Origin of the sequence: Arthrobacter liuii (assembly GCF_014639275.1) — a bacterium.
GTDB lineage: Bacteria > Actinomycetota > Actinomycetes > Actinomycetales > Micrococcaceae > Arthrobacter > Arthrobacter liuii.
Map to the genome: position 1 here is coordinate 97693 of NZ_BMFW01000001.1, position 13832 is coordinate 111524.

Here is a 13832-nt window from a genome sequence, read left to right on the forward strand (position 1 = left end):
CCTGGCTATGCGCCCACAGCGGCGCGGCGGATGATTTCCTGGGCGTGCTTGAGGATGGGGCCGTCGATCATCCGTCCCTGGTACTGGAAGACTCCCGACCCCGCTGACGCTGCAGCCTCAAGGAGGGCCTGGGCCGCGGAGACATCATCAGCCGAAGGGGCGTAGGCCTTTCGGACCACTGCCGCCTGGCTGGGGTGGATGCACGCCTTGGAGCTGAACCCCGAGGCCACCGCGTCGGCAGCCTCAGCCGCCAGCCCTTCAAGGTCGGGGATGTTGGTATAGACGGCATCCACGGCTTCCCTGCCGAATGCCCTGGCCGCCAGCAGCACGGACGAACGGGCGTGCAGCGCCACCGCCCGGTAGCCGCCGTCGTCCGTCCTGCTGGAAGTACCCCCGAGCGTGGCCAGCAGGTCCTCGGCCCCCCACATCAGGCCCACCACGTTGGGGGCGGCGGCGATGGCCGGGGCGTTGAGCACGCCAAGCGCCGTTTCGCACAGTGCGATCACCTGGTAGCCCTCCAGCGCCTTGAGCTGTTCAGCGGATTCGGCCTTGGCCAGCATGACCGTGCGGTAGGGGGTATGGGCCAGGCAGTGCAGGTCCTTTCCGAAGTCCTCGGTGCCCACGGGATTGACCCTGACAATGGTGCAGCTGGGTTCAAGCTCCGGTTCCACCCCCGTGGTTCCCAGCTGGGCCAGGATGGCCCCGCGGGCACGCTGCTTATCGGCCGGCGCCACCGCGTCTTCGAGGTCAAGGATCACCGCGTCCGCCCGGGCGGCGGCTTTCTGGTAGCGCTCCGGGCGGTCGGCGGGGCAGAACAGCAGGGCGGGGCCCATCACAAACGTCATACCGGCATTGTCTCCTGTCCGGGCTCCTGCGTCTTTCCGTCCTGCGTCGTTCCTTCATGTGCCTTTGCATAGGCATCGCGCGTCCACATCAGGCAGCTGCGTGTGGCCCGGGCCACCACTGTGCCGTCCTGGTTGCGCCCGGTGTGCTTCATGGTCACGATGCCTTGGCCGGGGCGTGAGGCCGAAAGCCGCTTGCCGGTGACGGCTGTCTCCGTGTACAGCGTGTCCCCGTGATACAGCGGGTGCGGGAAGGAGACATCCTCCAGCCCCAGCTGGGCGACGATGGTCCCCTGGGTGAGCTGGGTGACGGACAGGCCCACCATGGTGGAAAGCGTGAACATGGAGTTCATCAGCCGCTGGCCAAAGGGCTGCCCTGCGCTCCAGGCTGCATCCAGGTGCAGCGCCTGGGTGTTCATGGTGAGCGTGCTGAAGAGGACGTTATCGGTTTCGGTCACGGTGCGGCCGGGACGGTGGGCGTACAGCACGCCCTCCTCCAGCTCATCGAAGTACAACCCGCGCTGCTCGATGACCCGCGTGCCGCCGTCGCCCTGCTTGGTGGTGGAGTCCGCCGAAACGCTGTCAGCGGGGCTGTTGCCGGTCATACGGTCAGTTCCCGGTCTTCTTCATACAGTTCGGCACCGGTGGCGGCAACCACGTCCTGGACGGAGACGTTGGGGGCCAGCTCCCGCAGTACAAGGCGTGGCGCGCCACCGTCCTTCACGACGTCGATGACGGCCAGGTCCGTGATGATCCGGTCCACGCAGCCCTTGCCGGTCAGCGGGAGGGTGCATTCCGGGACGATCTTCGGGTTGCCGTTGCGGTCAACGTGCTCCATCATCACGATCACCCGCTTGGCCCCAAACACCAGGTCCATGGCACCGCCCATCCCCTTGACCATCTTGCCCGGGATCATCCAGTTGGCCAGGTCACCGTTGGTGGCCACCTCCATGGCGCCCAGGACGGCGAGGTCCACGTGGCCGCCCCGGATCATGCCAAAGGACGTCGCCGAGTCGAAGAACGCGGCTCCCCGATTGACCGTCACGGTTTCCTTGCCGGCGTTGATCAGGTCCGGATCCAGCGCGTCCTCAGCGGGATAGGGTCCGACGCCGAGGATTCCGTTCTCGGAGTGCAGCACCACTTCCACCCCCGCAGGGATGTAGTTGGGGATCAGGGTGGGCATCCCGATGCCCAGGTTCACGTACTGTCCGTTGCGGAGTTCCCTGGCCACGCGGGCGGCGAGTTCGTTGCGCGTCCAGCCCTTCGTCTCTGCAGTCGATGTCGAGTCACCGGGACCGGCGTGCTGCTGGGAACCGGCCCGGCGGTACTCCGGGCGTACGGCTTCCGGGCGCGGCGCTTCGGCGCTGTTGGGATCCATGGTCATGCTCCTGCCTGCTTGAGTTCCACCGTCCGCTTTTCAATCCGTTTCTCCCCGTCCCGGGCCAGGACCACGCGCTGGACGAAAATGCCGGGAGTGTGGATGTGTTCGGGGTCCAGTTCGCCGGGTTCCACGAGTTCCTCCACCTCCGCGATGGTGATCCTTCCGGCCATGGCGCACAGCGGGTTGAAGTTCATCGCCGTGGCGTGGAACACCAGGTTGCCGTGCCGGTCGCCCTTCCAGGCGTGCACCAGCCCGAAGTCCGGGGTGAGGGACTCTTCCAGGACGTAATCCACTCCCCCGAACGAGCGCACTTCCTTGGGTGCCGAGGCAACTGCAATGCCGCCGTTGGCGTCGTACTTCTGCGGCAGGCCGCCGTCGGACACCTGTGTGCCCACCCCCGCCTTGGTGTAGAAGGCCGGAATGCCGGCGCCGCCGGCCCGGAGCTTCTCCGCCAGCGTGCCCTGGGGGGTGAGTACTACTTCGAGCTCGCCGGCAAGGTACTGGCGGGCGAATTCCTTGTTCTCGCCCACGTAGGAGCTGATGGTGCGGCGGATGCGGCCATCGCGGAGCAGGATGCCGAGCCCCCAGTCGTCCACGCCGCAGTTGTTGCTCACGGTTTCCAGGCCCGAAGTGCCGGCCCGGTGGAGGGCGTCGATCAGCGCCACCGGAATTCCGCAGAGCCCGAATCCGCCCACCGCCAGGGAGGCGCCGTCGGGAATGTCCGCCACGGCTTGGTCCGCACTGGCAACAACCTTGTCAATCATCAGTGATCCTTTCAGGCCGGCTACAGTCCTGCGTGTTGCGAATGGCTACAGTCCCAGTTCGCGGGCGATCAACATCAGCTGGACCTCCGTGGTGCCCTCCCCCACTTCAAGGATCTTGGAGTCGCGGTAGTGGCGTGCCACGGTGAACTCGTTGATGAAGCCATAGCCGCCGAATACCTGGGTGGCATCCCGCGCGTTGTCCATGGCCGCCTCGCCTGCGACCATCTTAGCGATGGCCGCTTGGGTCTTGAACGGCTTCCCGGCAAGCATCCGGGCGGCCGCGTCGTAGTAGGCCAGGCGTGCCGTGTGGGCCCGGGCTTCCATGCGGGCGATCTTGAAGGAGATGGCCTGGTACTTGCCGATTTCGTGGCCGAAAGCCCGGCGCTCGCGGGCGTACCTGACCGACAGGTCAACACAGCCCTGGGCTGCGCCGGTGGCCAGGGCTGCGATGGCGATCCGGCCCTCGTCCAGGATGGACAGGAAGTTGGCGTAACCACGGCCTTCCGTTCCCAGCAAGTTTGCTTCCGGGACCCGGACGTCCGTCAGGGTCAGCGGGTGGGTGTCGGAGGCGTTCCACCCCACCTTGTTGTAGGGCTTTTCCGCCTTGAAGCCCGGAGTGTCTGTGGGCACCAAGATGGTGGAGATGTCCTTCCTGACAGTGCCGTCTTCGCGTTTCGTCTGCCCCGTGACGGCCGTGACGGTCACCAGCCGGGTGATGTCCGTTCCGGAGTTGGTGATGAACTCCTTGTGGCCGTTGATCACCCAGTTGCCGTCCTCACGCCTGGCGTGGGTCTTGGTGCCGCCGGCGTCCGAGCCGGCTTCGGGTTCGGTAAGCCCGAACCCTGCAAGCGCCTGGCCGGACGCCAGCATGGGCAGCCAGTCCTGCTTTTGGGCGTCCGTGCCGAAGCGGTACACCGGCATGGCTCCCAGGGACACGCCGGCCTCCAGGGTGATGGCGACGGACTGGTCCACCCGGCCGAGCTGTTCCAGGGCGAGGGCCAGCGCGAAGTAGTCCCCGCCCATGCCGCCGTATTCCTCGGGGAACGGCAGCCCGAACAGGCCCATCTCCGCCATCTGCTTCACCACTTCGTAGGGGAAACTGTGCTCTTCATCGTGCTTGGCGGAGACCGGGGCCACCACGTTGTCCGCGAAGTCGCGCACGGTGTCGCTGAGGTCCTGGTATTCCTCGGTGAGTTCAAAACCGGTCATGGTCAGGCTCCTTCGCCTTGGCTTGCAGTTGCATCTGTGTCTGTCTCCGCGCCCGCTTCATGGCCCGCGGAATGGGGGTGGATGGTGGCCAGGACCTGGTCGGCCTTCACGAGGTCACCGGTGCGGGCGGCAAGGTGCACCGTTCCTTCCAGCGGAGCCACCAGGTGGTGCTCCATCTTCATGGCCTCCACGGACACCAGGACCTCCCCGGCCTGGACCGTGTCCCCGTCGCTGACCGGGACGGCCACCACGGTTCCCGGCATCGGGGAGCGCACCTCGGGATCGGCAGCGCCTTCCTGACGCTGGACGGCTGCCAGAACCCGTTCCAGCCGCGCTTCCCTTGTCAGCACCTCCAGGCTGCAGGACCAGCCGTCACTGCCAAGGAAGAGCTGCATGGGCCGGCCGGGCATGGGGTTGCTCCACGTCGGCTCCACCGGCCCCGTGTAGACCGGCGCAAGCCGATAACTCCAACGCTCGCCGTCAAGGTCAAGTTCGATGCTTCTGCGGCTGGACCACTGCAGTGCGGCGGTGCGCCGAGGGCCGCCGCCGACAGCAACCACCGCAGTGTCTCCGCCACTGGGACTGCCGCTGACCTGCACGGTTACCACGCCGCCGTCGGGCGTTCCCAGGCTGATGCGGCGCGGTGCCGGTGCTCCGAGGCGCCAGCCGCTCCTGCCCTGCCAGGAGCCGGACGCGGGCCCCGGGTGGTTCTGCGACTCCATGCTGAGGGCGTACAGCGCGGTGGCCACCAGCTCCGGCTCACCGATGCGCCGGAATTCCAGCCCCGGGAGTTTCCGTTCGATCAGCCCCGTGTCCAGGTGCCCGGCGCGGACGTCGGGATCGTTGAGCAGGAGCCGAAGGTATTCGACGTTGGTCTCGATGCCCAGTGCCGTGTAGCCGGACAGCGCCGTGTCCAGGGCTGCCAGGGCTGCCGCACGGTCCTCGCCCCAGGCGATCACCTTGGAAATCATGGGGTCGTAGTGTGCCGACAGCTCCAGGTTTTCGGCCAGGGAGGAATCCACCCGGACCCGGCCCGCCGTTCCGGGCGGCAGCTCATCCAGCGTGAGCACCGTGCCGGTGGACGGCAGGAAATTCTTCTCCGGCACCTCGGCGTATACCCTCGCCTCCACTGCGTGGCCCGAGAGTTCGACGCCGGCCTGCCGGACGGTGAGTTCCTCCCCGGCGGCGATCCGCACCTGCCATTCCACCAGGTCGATGCCCGTGACCATTTCCGTCACAGGATGTTCCACCTGCAGCCGGGTGTTCATCTCCATGAAGAAGAACTCGTGCGGCGCGTTGTCGGAAACCAGGAATTCCACGGTTCCCGCCCCGGTGTAGTTGACGCTGCGGGCGGCGTTGCACGCGGCTTCACCAATCCGGGCACGGACTTCGCTGCCCTTGGGAAGGCCCTCCAGCAACGGCGACGGGGCTTCCTCGATGACTTTCTGGTGCCGCCGCTGCAGGGAGCATTCGCGCTCGCCCAGGTGGATCACGTTGCCGTGGCCGTCCGCCAGCACCTGCACCTCGATGTGCCGCGGGGTGGTCACCAGGCGCTCCAGGAACAGGGTGTCGTCGCCGAAGGCGGCCGCCGCTACGCGCCGCGCCGTGGTAAGAACGGCGGCCAGGTCCGCCGCCTTTTCCACCACGTGCATCCCTTTGCCGCCGCCACCCGCGGACGGCTTGATCAGGAGCGGAAAGCCGACGCCGGCAGCGGCGTCCGCCAGTTCGCTGTCCGTCATGCCGGGCCTTGCAACGCCGGGGACCACGGGCACGCCGTACCCCGCCACGTGGTTCTTGGCGCGGATCTTGTCACCCATGACGTCCAGCGCTTCCACGCCCGGGCCAATGAAGGTGATGCCGGCCTTTTCCAGGGCACGGGCAAAGTCCGCGTTTTCACTCAGGAAGCCGTAGCCGGGGTGGACCGCGTCGGCGCCGGAACGCCGGCATGCTTCGAGGATGGCATCGATGCTGAGGTAGCTTTCGGTTGCCGCGGCGGGGCCGATGCGCACGGAAGCGTCGGCCTCCCGCACGTGGCGGGCGCCGGCGTCGGCATCGCTGTAGACGGCCACCGAACGGATCCCCAGGTGCCGCAGGGTGCGGATGACGCGGCAGGCGATTTCCCCCCGGTTGGCGACCAGGACGGTGCTGAAAAGGGGGCGGCCGGCGGTCTGCGCGGCGCCGGCTTCTCCGGTGGAGGCGGTGCTTTGCTGCATGGCGGTGTTGGTCTGCATGGTCATTGCTGGCTCACATCCGGAAGAGGCCGAAGGACGTCTCCGGCAACGAGGTGCGGGAGACGACGTCGAGGGCCAGGCCCAGGACGGTGCGGGTATCGGCGGGATCGATGACTGCGTCATCCCACAGCCGGGCGGTCGAATGGTAGGGACTGCCCTGGTCCTCGTACTGCCGGCGGATGGGCGCCTTGAACGCTTCCTCGTCGTCGGCCGGCCAATCCTCGGCCGCCGCCGCGTACTGGTCCCGCTTCACTGTGGCCAGCACGCTGGCAGCCTGGTTGCCGCCCATCACCGAGATCCGGGCAGCGGGCCACATCCAGAGGAACCGGGGCGAGTAGGCGCGGCCGCACATGGAGTAGTTCCCGGCGCCGAAAGAGCCGCCGATGACCACCGTCAGTTTGGGGACGCGGGCAGTGGCGACAGCGGTGACCATCTTGGCCCCGTTCTTGGCGATGCCGCCCTGTTCGGCGTCCCTGCCCACCATGAAGCCGGAGATGTTCTGCAGGAACAGCAGCGGGATGCCGCGCTGGTCGCACAGTTCAATGAAGTGGGCTCCCTTGAGCGAGGACTCGCTGAAGAGCACGCCGTTGTTGGCCACGATCCCTACCGGGTGTCCTTCGATCCGGGCGAATCCAGTCACCAGGGTGGTTCCGTAGTCCTTTTTGAACTCGTGAAACCTGCTGCCGTCCACCAGCCGGGCGATGACCTCATGGACGTCGTAGGGCGCGTTGACGTCCGTGGGAACGGCGCCGTAGAGCCCGTCCGGATCCACGGCAGGTTCGACGGCGGGTTCCACCTGCCAGGCGGCCGCGGCGGGAGGCGGCAGCGTGGCAACAATGTCCCTGATGATCTGCAGGGCATGTTCGTCGTTTTCCGCCAGGTGGTCCGTTACCCCGGAGACCCGGGAGTGCACTTCGCCGCCGCCCAGTTCCTCAGCGGTGACGATTTCCCCGATCGCTGCCTTCACCAGCGGCGGCCCGCCCAGGAAAATGGTGCCCTGGTTGCGGACGATGACTGTTTCGTCGCTCATGGCGGGGACGTACGCGCCGCCGGCCGTGCAGGACCCCATGACGGCAGCGATCTGTGGAATCTTGGCTGCGGAGAGGCGTGCCTGGTTGTAGAAGATCCGGCCAAAGTGCTCCTTGTCCGGGAACACCTCGTCCTGTTTGGGCAGGAAGGCTCCGCCCGAATCCACCAGGTAGACGCACGGCAGCCGGTTCTCCAGGGCGATCTCCTGGGCGCGGAGGTGCTTCTTCACCGTCATGGGATAGTAGGTGCCGCCCTTGACGGTGGCGTCGTTGGAGATGACCAGGACGTGCCGGCCGTGCACCAGGCCGATCCCGGCGATGACCCCTGCGCCGGGCGCCTCGTCGCCGTACATTCCGTTGGCCGCCAAGGGTGCGATCTCCAGGAAGGGACTGCCGTCATCCAGCAGCTGGTCTATCCGGTCCCGTGGCAGGAGTTTGCCACGGGCTACATGGCGGTCCCGCGACTTTTGGGGGCCGCCCAGCGCGGCGTCCGCCAGCTTCTTCCGCAGGTCCCCCACGAGCGCAGACTGCGCTTCCCGGTTGGCACGGAAGGACTCGCTTGCCGGGTCGAGCCGGGTGGCCAGGGTCTCCATCGACGATCCGTCCTTGTGTGGACCGGGCCGGCTCCACGCCAACTCGGTTAGTGACTAGTAACTGAAATTCAGGTTAGTCTCGATTAACTGTGATGTCCAACACGCCGCCGCCTTGCTAGACTCTGCGTCGGTCCGAGGAGGAAAAGTGTCCAGCAATACAGTCCAGCCGGTCCCTACCGCCCAGGCCCCGAGAACGCAGCGCGGCAAGGCCAAGGAGGACCGCCGGCACGCTTTGCTGTCGGCCGCGGCCTCGCTGTTCGCCCTCAACGGCTTCAACCGGGTTTCGCTGGAGGACCTTGGCGCAGCGGCAGGCGTAAGCGGGCCCGCGGTGTACCGCCATTTTCCGGGCAAGCAGGCAGTCCTCGCCGACCTGCTGGTGACGGTGAGCCAGGAGCTGCTGGACGGCGGGCGCGAGGTGGTGGCGCGCACCGCCGACCCCCTGGCTGCACTGCGGCAACTGGTGGAGTTCCAGGTGGACTTTGCACTCGGCAAGCCGGACGTGATCCGGGTGCAGGACCGGGACTTCAGCAACCTTTCGGAGCAGGACCAGTTGGCGGTGCGCACCCTGCAGCGCAGCTACGTGGAGGTGTGGGTGGACATCCTGGCCAAGGTCCACCCGGGAACCGATGCGGCTGAGCTGCGGATGCGTGCCCACGCCACGTTTGGCCTCATCAATTCCACACCGCATTCGGTGCGCAGCCACGGCAGGCGGATGGCGGCCGGGGTTGCCCGCCCCCTCCTGGAACGGATGGCGCTTGCGGCCCTGATGGTGGACAGCGCCCCCGCTCCCTGATCCTGGGCGGGCCGCTAGACCATGGTGAGCACCATGCCCGGTTCAGCCAGGATGGCTCCGACGTCGGCCAGGAACCGCGAGCCCTGCTCGCCGTCCACCAGGCGGTGGTCGAAGGACAGGCTCAGCGTGAGCACCTGGCGCAGTGCCACCTCACCCCGGTATTCCCATGGCAGGGTGCGGACCGCGCCGAGGCCGAGGATCGCCGCCTCGCCCGGGTTGAGGATGGGAGTGCCGGCATCGATGCCGAAGACGCCGATGTTGGTGATGGAGATGGTGCCGCCGGACAGGTCGGCGGGGGTTGTCTTGCCTGCCCGGGCGGTTTCGGCGAGCGCCGTGAGCGCCTGGGCCAACTGCGTCAGCGGGAGGGCGTCGGCGTCCTTGATGTTGGGGACGGTGAGCCCGCGTGGCGTGGCAGCGGCGATGCCCAGGTTCACGTAGTTGAAGGTGACGATTTCCTGGTTTTCTTCGTCCCAGCGGGAATTCAATGCCGGGTTCCGGTGCAGGGCAATAAGGACTGCCTTGGCGGCGAGGGTCAGGGGCGTGAGCTTAATGCCGGCGAACTCCCTGCTGTTCTTGAGCCTTGCCAGCAGCTCAAGGCTGGGCGTGACATCCACGGTGAGGAACTCGGTGGCGTGCGGCGCAGTGAAGGCACTCTGCACCATGGCCGCCGCGGTATGTTTGCGCACGCCCTTGATGGGGGTCCGGGTCTCCCGCTCCCCCGGTCTGGTTCCAGTCGATACAGGCTCCTCAGACGCCTGGGTGGCAGGTTCCCCCGCATGCCCGGCGAACTCCTGGACGTCTTCGCGCGTGATCAACCCACCGGGACCAGTGCCGGGCACACGTGCCAGATCCAACCCCAGGTCCCTGGCCAGCTTGCGGACAGGGGGCGTGGACCGGGGGCGCTCGACCGTGTTTTCGGCAGGCTGGGTTTCGGCGGGCTCAGCCGCCGCGGCGGTCTGGGTTTCGACGGGTTCGACCGCCGGGGCAAAGTTCCGGCGCCGGCGCGCCGGCCGGCCGGAGCCCTCGACGACGGCGCCGTACCCCACCAGGTTCGGTTCCCTTTTCGGCGTTTCCACCACGGACTCCCCCGCCTTGGCAGGCAACGCGCCTGATGGCGTCGAGGGTGACGCGCCGGCGTCGTCAGCTACCTCAAAGGAGACGATCGGCTTGCCCACCTCCACGACGGAACCGGGTTGTTCGTGGAGTTCCTTGATGACCCCGGCGAACGGCGACGGAAGCTCCACTACCGCCTTGGCGGTTTCCACTTCCGCGATGACCTGGTTCAGGCTGACGGTGTCGCCAACGGCCACTTTCCAGCTGAGGATTTCGGACTCTGTAAGCCCCTCGCCCAGGTCCGGGAGCCGGAATTCCTTGATCATGGTGGCGCTCATCCTTCCAGCCCGGTCAGGGAATTGGGGCGGCCCAAGGCACGGTCCACGCCGTCCAGGATGCGGTCCAGGCCCGGCAGGTGGTGCATTTCCAGCTTGGAGTACGGGTAGGGAATGTCGAACCCGGTGACCCGGACCGGGGCGGCCTCAAGGTGGTAGAAGCACCGCTCGGTGATGCTGGCCGCCACCTCCGCGCCCAGCCCGCCGGACTGTCCGGCCTCGTGCGTCACCACCAGGCGACCGGTCTTCCGGACCGAATCCTCCACAGGCGCGTAGTCCACGGGGGCCAGCGAGCGAAGGTCGATGACCTCAATGGAGATGCCCTCGTCAGCAGCGGCGGAGGCGGCGTCCAGCGCTGTCTTGACCAGGGGACCGTAGGCCACCAGGGTGACGTCGCTGCCGGCGGTCAGTACCCGGGCCTTGTCCATGGGCAGCGCGGAACGCTGATCCACGGACTCGTCCACCTCGCCTTTGTCGTGGTAGCGGCGCTTGGGTTCGAAGTAGAGGACGGGATCGTCGCAGGCGATGGCCTGCTGGATGACCGTGTAGGCGTCCTGGGGGTTGGCGACGGTCACCACCCGCAGCCCGGAGGTATGGGTGAAGTAGGCTTCCGGGGACTCGGAGTGGTGCTCCGGTGAGCCAATACCGCCGCCGAACGGGACCCTGATGGTGATGGGCATCTTGACGGCTCCGCGGGTGCGGTAATGCAGCTTTGCCACCTGGCTGACGATCTGGTCGAACGCCGGGTAAATGAATCCGTCAAACTGGATTTCCACCACCGGCCGGTAGCCCCGGTAGGCCAGGCCGACGGCGGTCCCCACGATGGCGGATTCCGCCAGCGGGGTGTCCACCACCCGGTGCGTGCCGAAGTCCTTTTGCAGGCCGTCCGTCACCCGGAACACGCCGCCGAGCGCGCCAATGTCCTCGCCGAGGAGGACCACCTTGGAGTCGTCTTCCAGGGACTTCCGCAGCCCGGCATTAATGGCACGGGCAAAGGTCAACTGGGTCATCAGCGTGCACCTTCCTCTGAAACGGCATCCGCGGGGTCGCCGAAGGAGGCCAGGTAACGGGCGTAATGGTCCTGCTGGCGTTCCAGCCAGGAATTGGGCGTGCTGTAGACGTGCTTGAAGATGTCCATGGGCCGGGGGTCCGGCATGGTGGTGCATCCGCGGCGCATCCCGGATGCGACGGCGTCGGCCTTGTCCTTGACCTGCTGCTGCAGTTCCGGGGTCAGGAGCCCCTTCCGCTCCAGCAGTCCGGCCAACCGGGAGATGGGGTCCTTCGCGGCCCAGTCCTCCAGCTCGTTGGCGTCCCGGTACCGGGTGGGATCGTCCGCGGTGGTGTGCGGGCCCATGCGGTAGCTGACCGCTTCGATGAAAGTGGGGCCACCGCCGCGCCGCGCCCGGTCCAGGGCCAGCCGGGTGGCGGCCATGACCGCCAGGACATCATTGCCGTCCACCCGCATGCCGGGGATGCCGAAACCGGTGGCCCTGTCCGCGAGCTGGATGTGCGATTGCAGGCGCACGGGTTCGGAGATGGCCCAGTGGTTGTTGGTGCAGAAGAACACCACCGGGGCCTGGAAGCTGGCGGCGAACACCATGGCCTCGTTGACGTCGCCCTCGCTGGTGGCACCGTCGCCGAAGTAGGTGACGGCCACGGCATCGGCGCCGTCATTCTGGATCCCCATTGCATAGCCGGTGGCATGCAGGGTCTGGGCGCCGATGATGATCTGCGGGGTTGCCATGTTGATGCTGTCCGGGTCCCAGCCGCCCGAGGCGTTGCCGCGCCACACCCGGAGGAGGTCGGTCAGGTCCACGCCCCGGCAGTACGCCACGCCGTTCTCGCGATAGCTGGAGAAGACAAAGTCGTCCGGGCGCAATGACCTTCCGGACCCGATCTGGGCTGCTTCCTGGCCCAGGAGCGGGGGCCACAGGGCCAGCTCACCCTGCCGCTGCAGGGCGGTGGCCTCAACATCGATGCGGCGGATGACGGTCATGTCCTCAAAGAGGGAACATAATTGCTCGTCGGTGATGTCCCTGACCCAGAAATCAAACTCCGGGTGGCTGATGCGCTCACCCGACGGGGTGATCAGCTGGAGGAGGTCCTGCCCGGTTCCACCGGGGTTTCCTGCGCTTTCGGGGGTCTTTGCGCCGCCATGGCCCGTTTCGTCTGTAGACACGATTGCCGCAACCTTCGTACGTCGTTGACCCGTGGTTTTCGGACTTTTGGCCCCTGCCGCCACCGGCCTTCCGGGCGTCATTGCCCCAGATACTGTGACCCTACTCACAATGCCCATGGGGTACAACCACTGCGTCCCTTATTGAGCAAAATGCCCTGCGTGGCAGTCCCGAACCGTGCTAGCGTTGCGCATTATGCGAGCTTTGGATGGCACTGACACCCGACTGCTGTCGGCGCTGGCGCAGGACCCGCGCCGCACCGTGGTGGCCCTCGCGCAAAAGCTCGGCCTGTCCCGCAATACGGTGCAGGCGCGCATGGCACAGCTGGAAAAGCAGCACGTCTTCATGTCCTTTGAGCGGCGCATCAATCCAGTGGCCCTGGGGTATCCGCTCATGGCCTTTATTTCCGTACACGTCCAGCAGCAGAAACTTGGGCGGCTGGCGGAGGAGATCGCTGCCATCCCGGAGGTCCTGGAGGGGTACGGGCTGACTGGATCTGCGGACCTGCTGCTGCGCGTGGTGGCACGGGACGCGGAGGACCTCTTCCGCATCAACGGCAAGATCCTGGCGTGCGACGGCGTAGAGCGTGCGGACACGGCGCTGGCAATGGGTGAACTGATCCCCTTCCGCGTCCAGCCCCTGCTGGAGCGGGGCTCCGAGGGCGCATAGCAGCGGCGCCGGAACCTTTGGCGCGGCGCATTGACGGTCCTGCGTTGAAGGCGCACCCGCATTAAGTACGACGCCGGCGGGCAGGGCTATAGGCTGGTTGCAGTCATGCGCCGGGCCGGGAGAAGCCCGGGTTCAGTTGTTCGGCGCCGAGCGCCTGTTCCGAAAGGCCCCCCTTGAGCAGTCCCCAGGAACCATACCGGCAGGGCCAGGCGGGCTACCCGCCACAGCAGGTTCCCCCTCTGCCGGAGCGGCCCGCCCCGTTCGGCCTGCCGGGGGAACCGCCCCGGCAGCGGAGCCGGCGGAAGCTGTGGATCGTCCTTGGCAGCATCGGCGGCGTGCTGCTCCTTGTGATCCTCGGCGTCGTAATCCTGGTGAACGTGGTGGGCAGTGCCACCAACCAGGCCAAAGGCCTTGCCGACGACTTCACCAAGAAGGTGATCGCCGGTGACACGTCCCGCGCATACGACCAATACCTCGATCCCGCGCTGCAGAAGCAGCTGTCCAAGGAGGCTTTCATCTCCGGGGTGAGGAGCCTGGAGATGGACAGCTCCTGCCAGCCCGCCTACAACAACCCCAAGGTGGCAGCGGAAAACGGGGTGAAGTCGGCGGAGGTGGTCGGCGAGATCAGCTGCACCGGCAAGAAGGTGGACCTCGCGTACCGCTTCGAGGGCAAGGACCAGTTGCGGATGACCAACATCAAGCTGCGGCCCGCAACTTAGCCGCGGCCCCAGCTGGGACGCGGGGGCCTTCTTGCGGA

13 protein-coding genes are annotated in these 13832 nt (G+C 67.0%); 3 read left to right on the forward strand and 10 right to left on the reverse strand.

Going from position 1 to position 13832, the window contains the following annotated elements:
• Positions 1-5: 5 nt before the first annotated feature.
• From IEW19_RS00490 to IEW19_RS00520, 7 genes are read right to left on the reverse strand one after another with little or no spacing between them, the layout of a single operon-like run.
• Positions 6-845, reverse strand: coding sequence for an HpcH/HpaI aldolase/citrate lyase family protein (locus tag IEW19_RS00490; RefSeq protein ID WP_188569735.1), 840 nt, complete (start codon positions 843-845; stop codon positions 6-8).
• Positions 842-1447 carry a MaoC family dehydratase gene (locus tag IEW19_RS00495; protein WP_229748228.1) on the reverse strand — a complete coding sequence of 202 codons (606 nt, stop codon included), beginning with the start codon at positions 1445-1447 and terminating at the stop codon, positions 842-844. The genes IEW19_RS00490 and IEW19_RS00495 overlap by 4 nt, the downstream gene beginning before the upstream one ends.
• The gene (locus IEW19_RS00500) at positions 1444-2226 is read right to left on the reverse strand and encodes a CoA transferase subunit B (RefSeq protein WP_373283538.1); all 783 of its coding nucleotides are present in this window, start codon (positions 2224-2226) and stop codon (positions 1444-1446) included. Before IEW19_RS00500 ends, IEW19_RS00495 begins: the two co-directional genes overlap by 4 nt.
• Positions 2223-2987, reverse strand: coding sequence for a CoA transferase subunit A (locus IEW19_RS00505; RefSeq protein WP_188569737.1), 765 nt, complete (start codon positions 2985-2987; stop codon positions 2223-2225). The genes IEW19_RS00500 and IEW19_RS00505 overlap by 4 nt, the downstream gene beginning before the upstream one ends.
• Positions 2988-3032: 45 nt before the next feature.
• Positions 3033-4196 (reverse strand): acyl-CoA dehydrogenase family protein, encoded by a 1164-nt coding sequence (locus IEW19_RS00510; RefSeq protein ID WP_188569738.1) that lies wholly within the window; start codon positions 4194-4196, stop codon positions 3033-3035.
• A 2-nt stretch (positions 4197-4198) separates the two neighbouring features.
• Positions 4199-6433 (reverse strand): ATP-binding protein, encoded by a 2235-nt coding sequence (locus IEW19_RS00515; RefSeq protein ID WP_373283539.1) that lies wholly within the window; start codon positions 6431-6433, stop codon positions 4199-4201.
• Positions 6434-6440: 7 nt separating this feature from the next.
• Positions 6441-8048 carry a carboxyl transferase domain-containing protein gene (locus IEW19_RS00520; protein ID WP_188569739.1) on the reverse strand — a complete coding sequence of 536 codons (1608 nt, stop codon included), beginning with the start codon at positions 8046-8048 and terminating at the stop codon, positions 6441-6443.
• Positions 8049-8193: 145 nt separating this feature from the next.
• On the opposite strand from IEW19_RS00520, the gene IEW19_RS00525 reads away from it, so the two are divergent.
• A complete protein-coding gene (locus tag IEW19_RS00525; protein ID WP_188569740.1) occupies positions 8194-8841 on the forward strand; it encodes an SACE_7040 family transcriptional regulator in 648 nt (215 codons plus the stop codon).
• A gap of 14 nt (positions 8842-8855) precedes the next feature.
• Here IEW19_RS00525 and IEW19_RS00530 read toward each other — a convergent pair whose 3' ends face one another.
• From IEW19_RS00530 to pdhA, 3 genes are read right to left on the reverse strand one after another with little or no spacing between them, the layout of a single operon-like run.
• Positions 8856-10232, reverse strand: a complete 1377-nt coding sequence (locus tag IEW19_RS00530; RefSeq protein ID WP_188569741.1) for a dihydrolipoamide acetyltransferase family protein — start codon at positions 10230-10232, stop codon at positions 8856-8858.
• Positions 10229-11239, reverse strand: a complete 1011-nt coding sequence (locus tag IEW19_RS00535; protein WP_188569742.1) for an alpha-ketoacid dehydrogenase subunit beta — start codon at positions 11237-11239, stop codon at positions 10229-10231. Before IEW19_RS00535 ends, IEW19_RS00530 begins: the two co-directional genes overlap by 4 nt.
• Complete coding sequence (gene pdhA / locus IEW19_RS00540; RefSeq protein WP_188569743.1) at positions 11239-12408, reverse strand: pyruvate dehydrogenase (acetyl-transferring) E1 component subunit alpha; 1170 nt, start codon at positions 12406-12408, stop codon at positions 11239-11241. Before pdhA ends, IEW19_RS00535 begins: the two co-directional genes overlap by 1 nt.
• A 193-nt stretch (positions 12409-12601) precedes the next feature.
• Here pdhA and IEW19_RS00545 point away from each other — a divergent pair, with 193 nt between their 5' ends.
• Together IEW19_RS00545 and IEW19_RS00550 are read left to right on the forward strand one after the other, a co-directional pair.
• Positions 12602-13075 (forward strand): Lrp/AsnC family transcriptional regulator, encoded by a 474-nt coding sequence (locus IEW19_RS00545; protein WP_188569744.1) that lies wholly within the window; start codon positions 12602-12604, stop codon positions 13073-13075.
• Positions 13076-13248: 173 nt separating this feature from the next.
• Positions 13249-13794 carry a hypothetical protein gene (locus IEW19_RS00550; protein WP_229748229.1) on the forward strand — a complete coding sequence of 182 codons (546 nt, stop codon included), beginning with the start codon at positions 13249-13251 and terminating at the stop codon, positions 13792-13794.
• The last annotated feature ends 38 nt before the right edge of the window (positions 13795-13832 follow it).

Excerpts from the sequence above, each read along its gene's own strand:
- IEW19_RS00515 (WP_373283539.1), bottom strand. The coding sequence starts at position 6,433 with ATGACCATGCAGACCAACACCGCCATGCAGCAAAGCACCGCCTCCACC.
- IEW19_RS00545 (WP_188569744.1), top strand. The coding sequence starts at position 12,602 with ATGCGAGCTTTGGATGGCACTGACACCCGACTGCTGTCGGCGCTGGCG.
- IEW19_RS00495 (WP_229748228.1), bottom strand. The coding sequence starts at position 1,447 with ATGACCGGCAACAGCCCCGCTGACAGCGTTTCGGCGGACTCCACCACC.
- IEW19_RS00535 (WP_188569742.1), bottom strand. The coding sequence starts at position 11,239 with ATGACCCAGTTGACCTTTGCCCGTGCCATTAATGCCGGGCTGCGGAAG.
- IEW19_RS00500 (WP_373283538.1), bottom strand. The coding sequence starts at position 2,226 with ATGACCATGGATCCCAACAGCGCCGAAGCGCCGCGCCCGGAAGCCGTA.
- IEW19_RS00505 (WP_188569737.1), bottom strand. The coding sequence starts at position 2,987 with ATGATTGACAAGGTTGTTGCCAGTGCGGACCAAGCCGTGGCGGACATT.
- IEW19_RS00490 (WP_188569735.1), bottom strand. The coding sequence starts at position 845 with ATGACGTTTGTGATGGGCCCCGCCCTGCTGTTCTGCCCCGCCGACCGC.
- IEW19_RS00520 (WP_188569739.1), bottom strand. The coding sequence starts at position 8,048 with ATGGAGACCCTGGCCACCCGGCTCGACCCGGCAAGCGAGTCCTTCCGT.
- IEW19_RS00510 (WP_188569738.1), bottom strand. The coding sequence starts at position 4,196 with ATGACCGGTTTTGAACTCACCGAGGAATACCAGGACCTCAGCGACACC.
- IEW19_RS00530 (WP_188569741.1), bottom strand. The coding sequence starts at position 10,232 with ATGAGCGCCACCATGATCAAGGAATTCCGGCTCCCGGACCTGGGCGAG.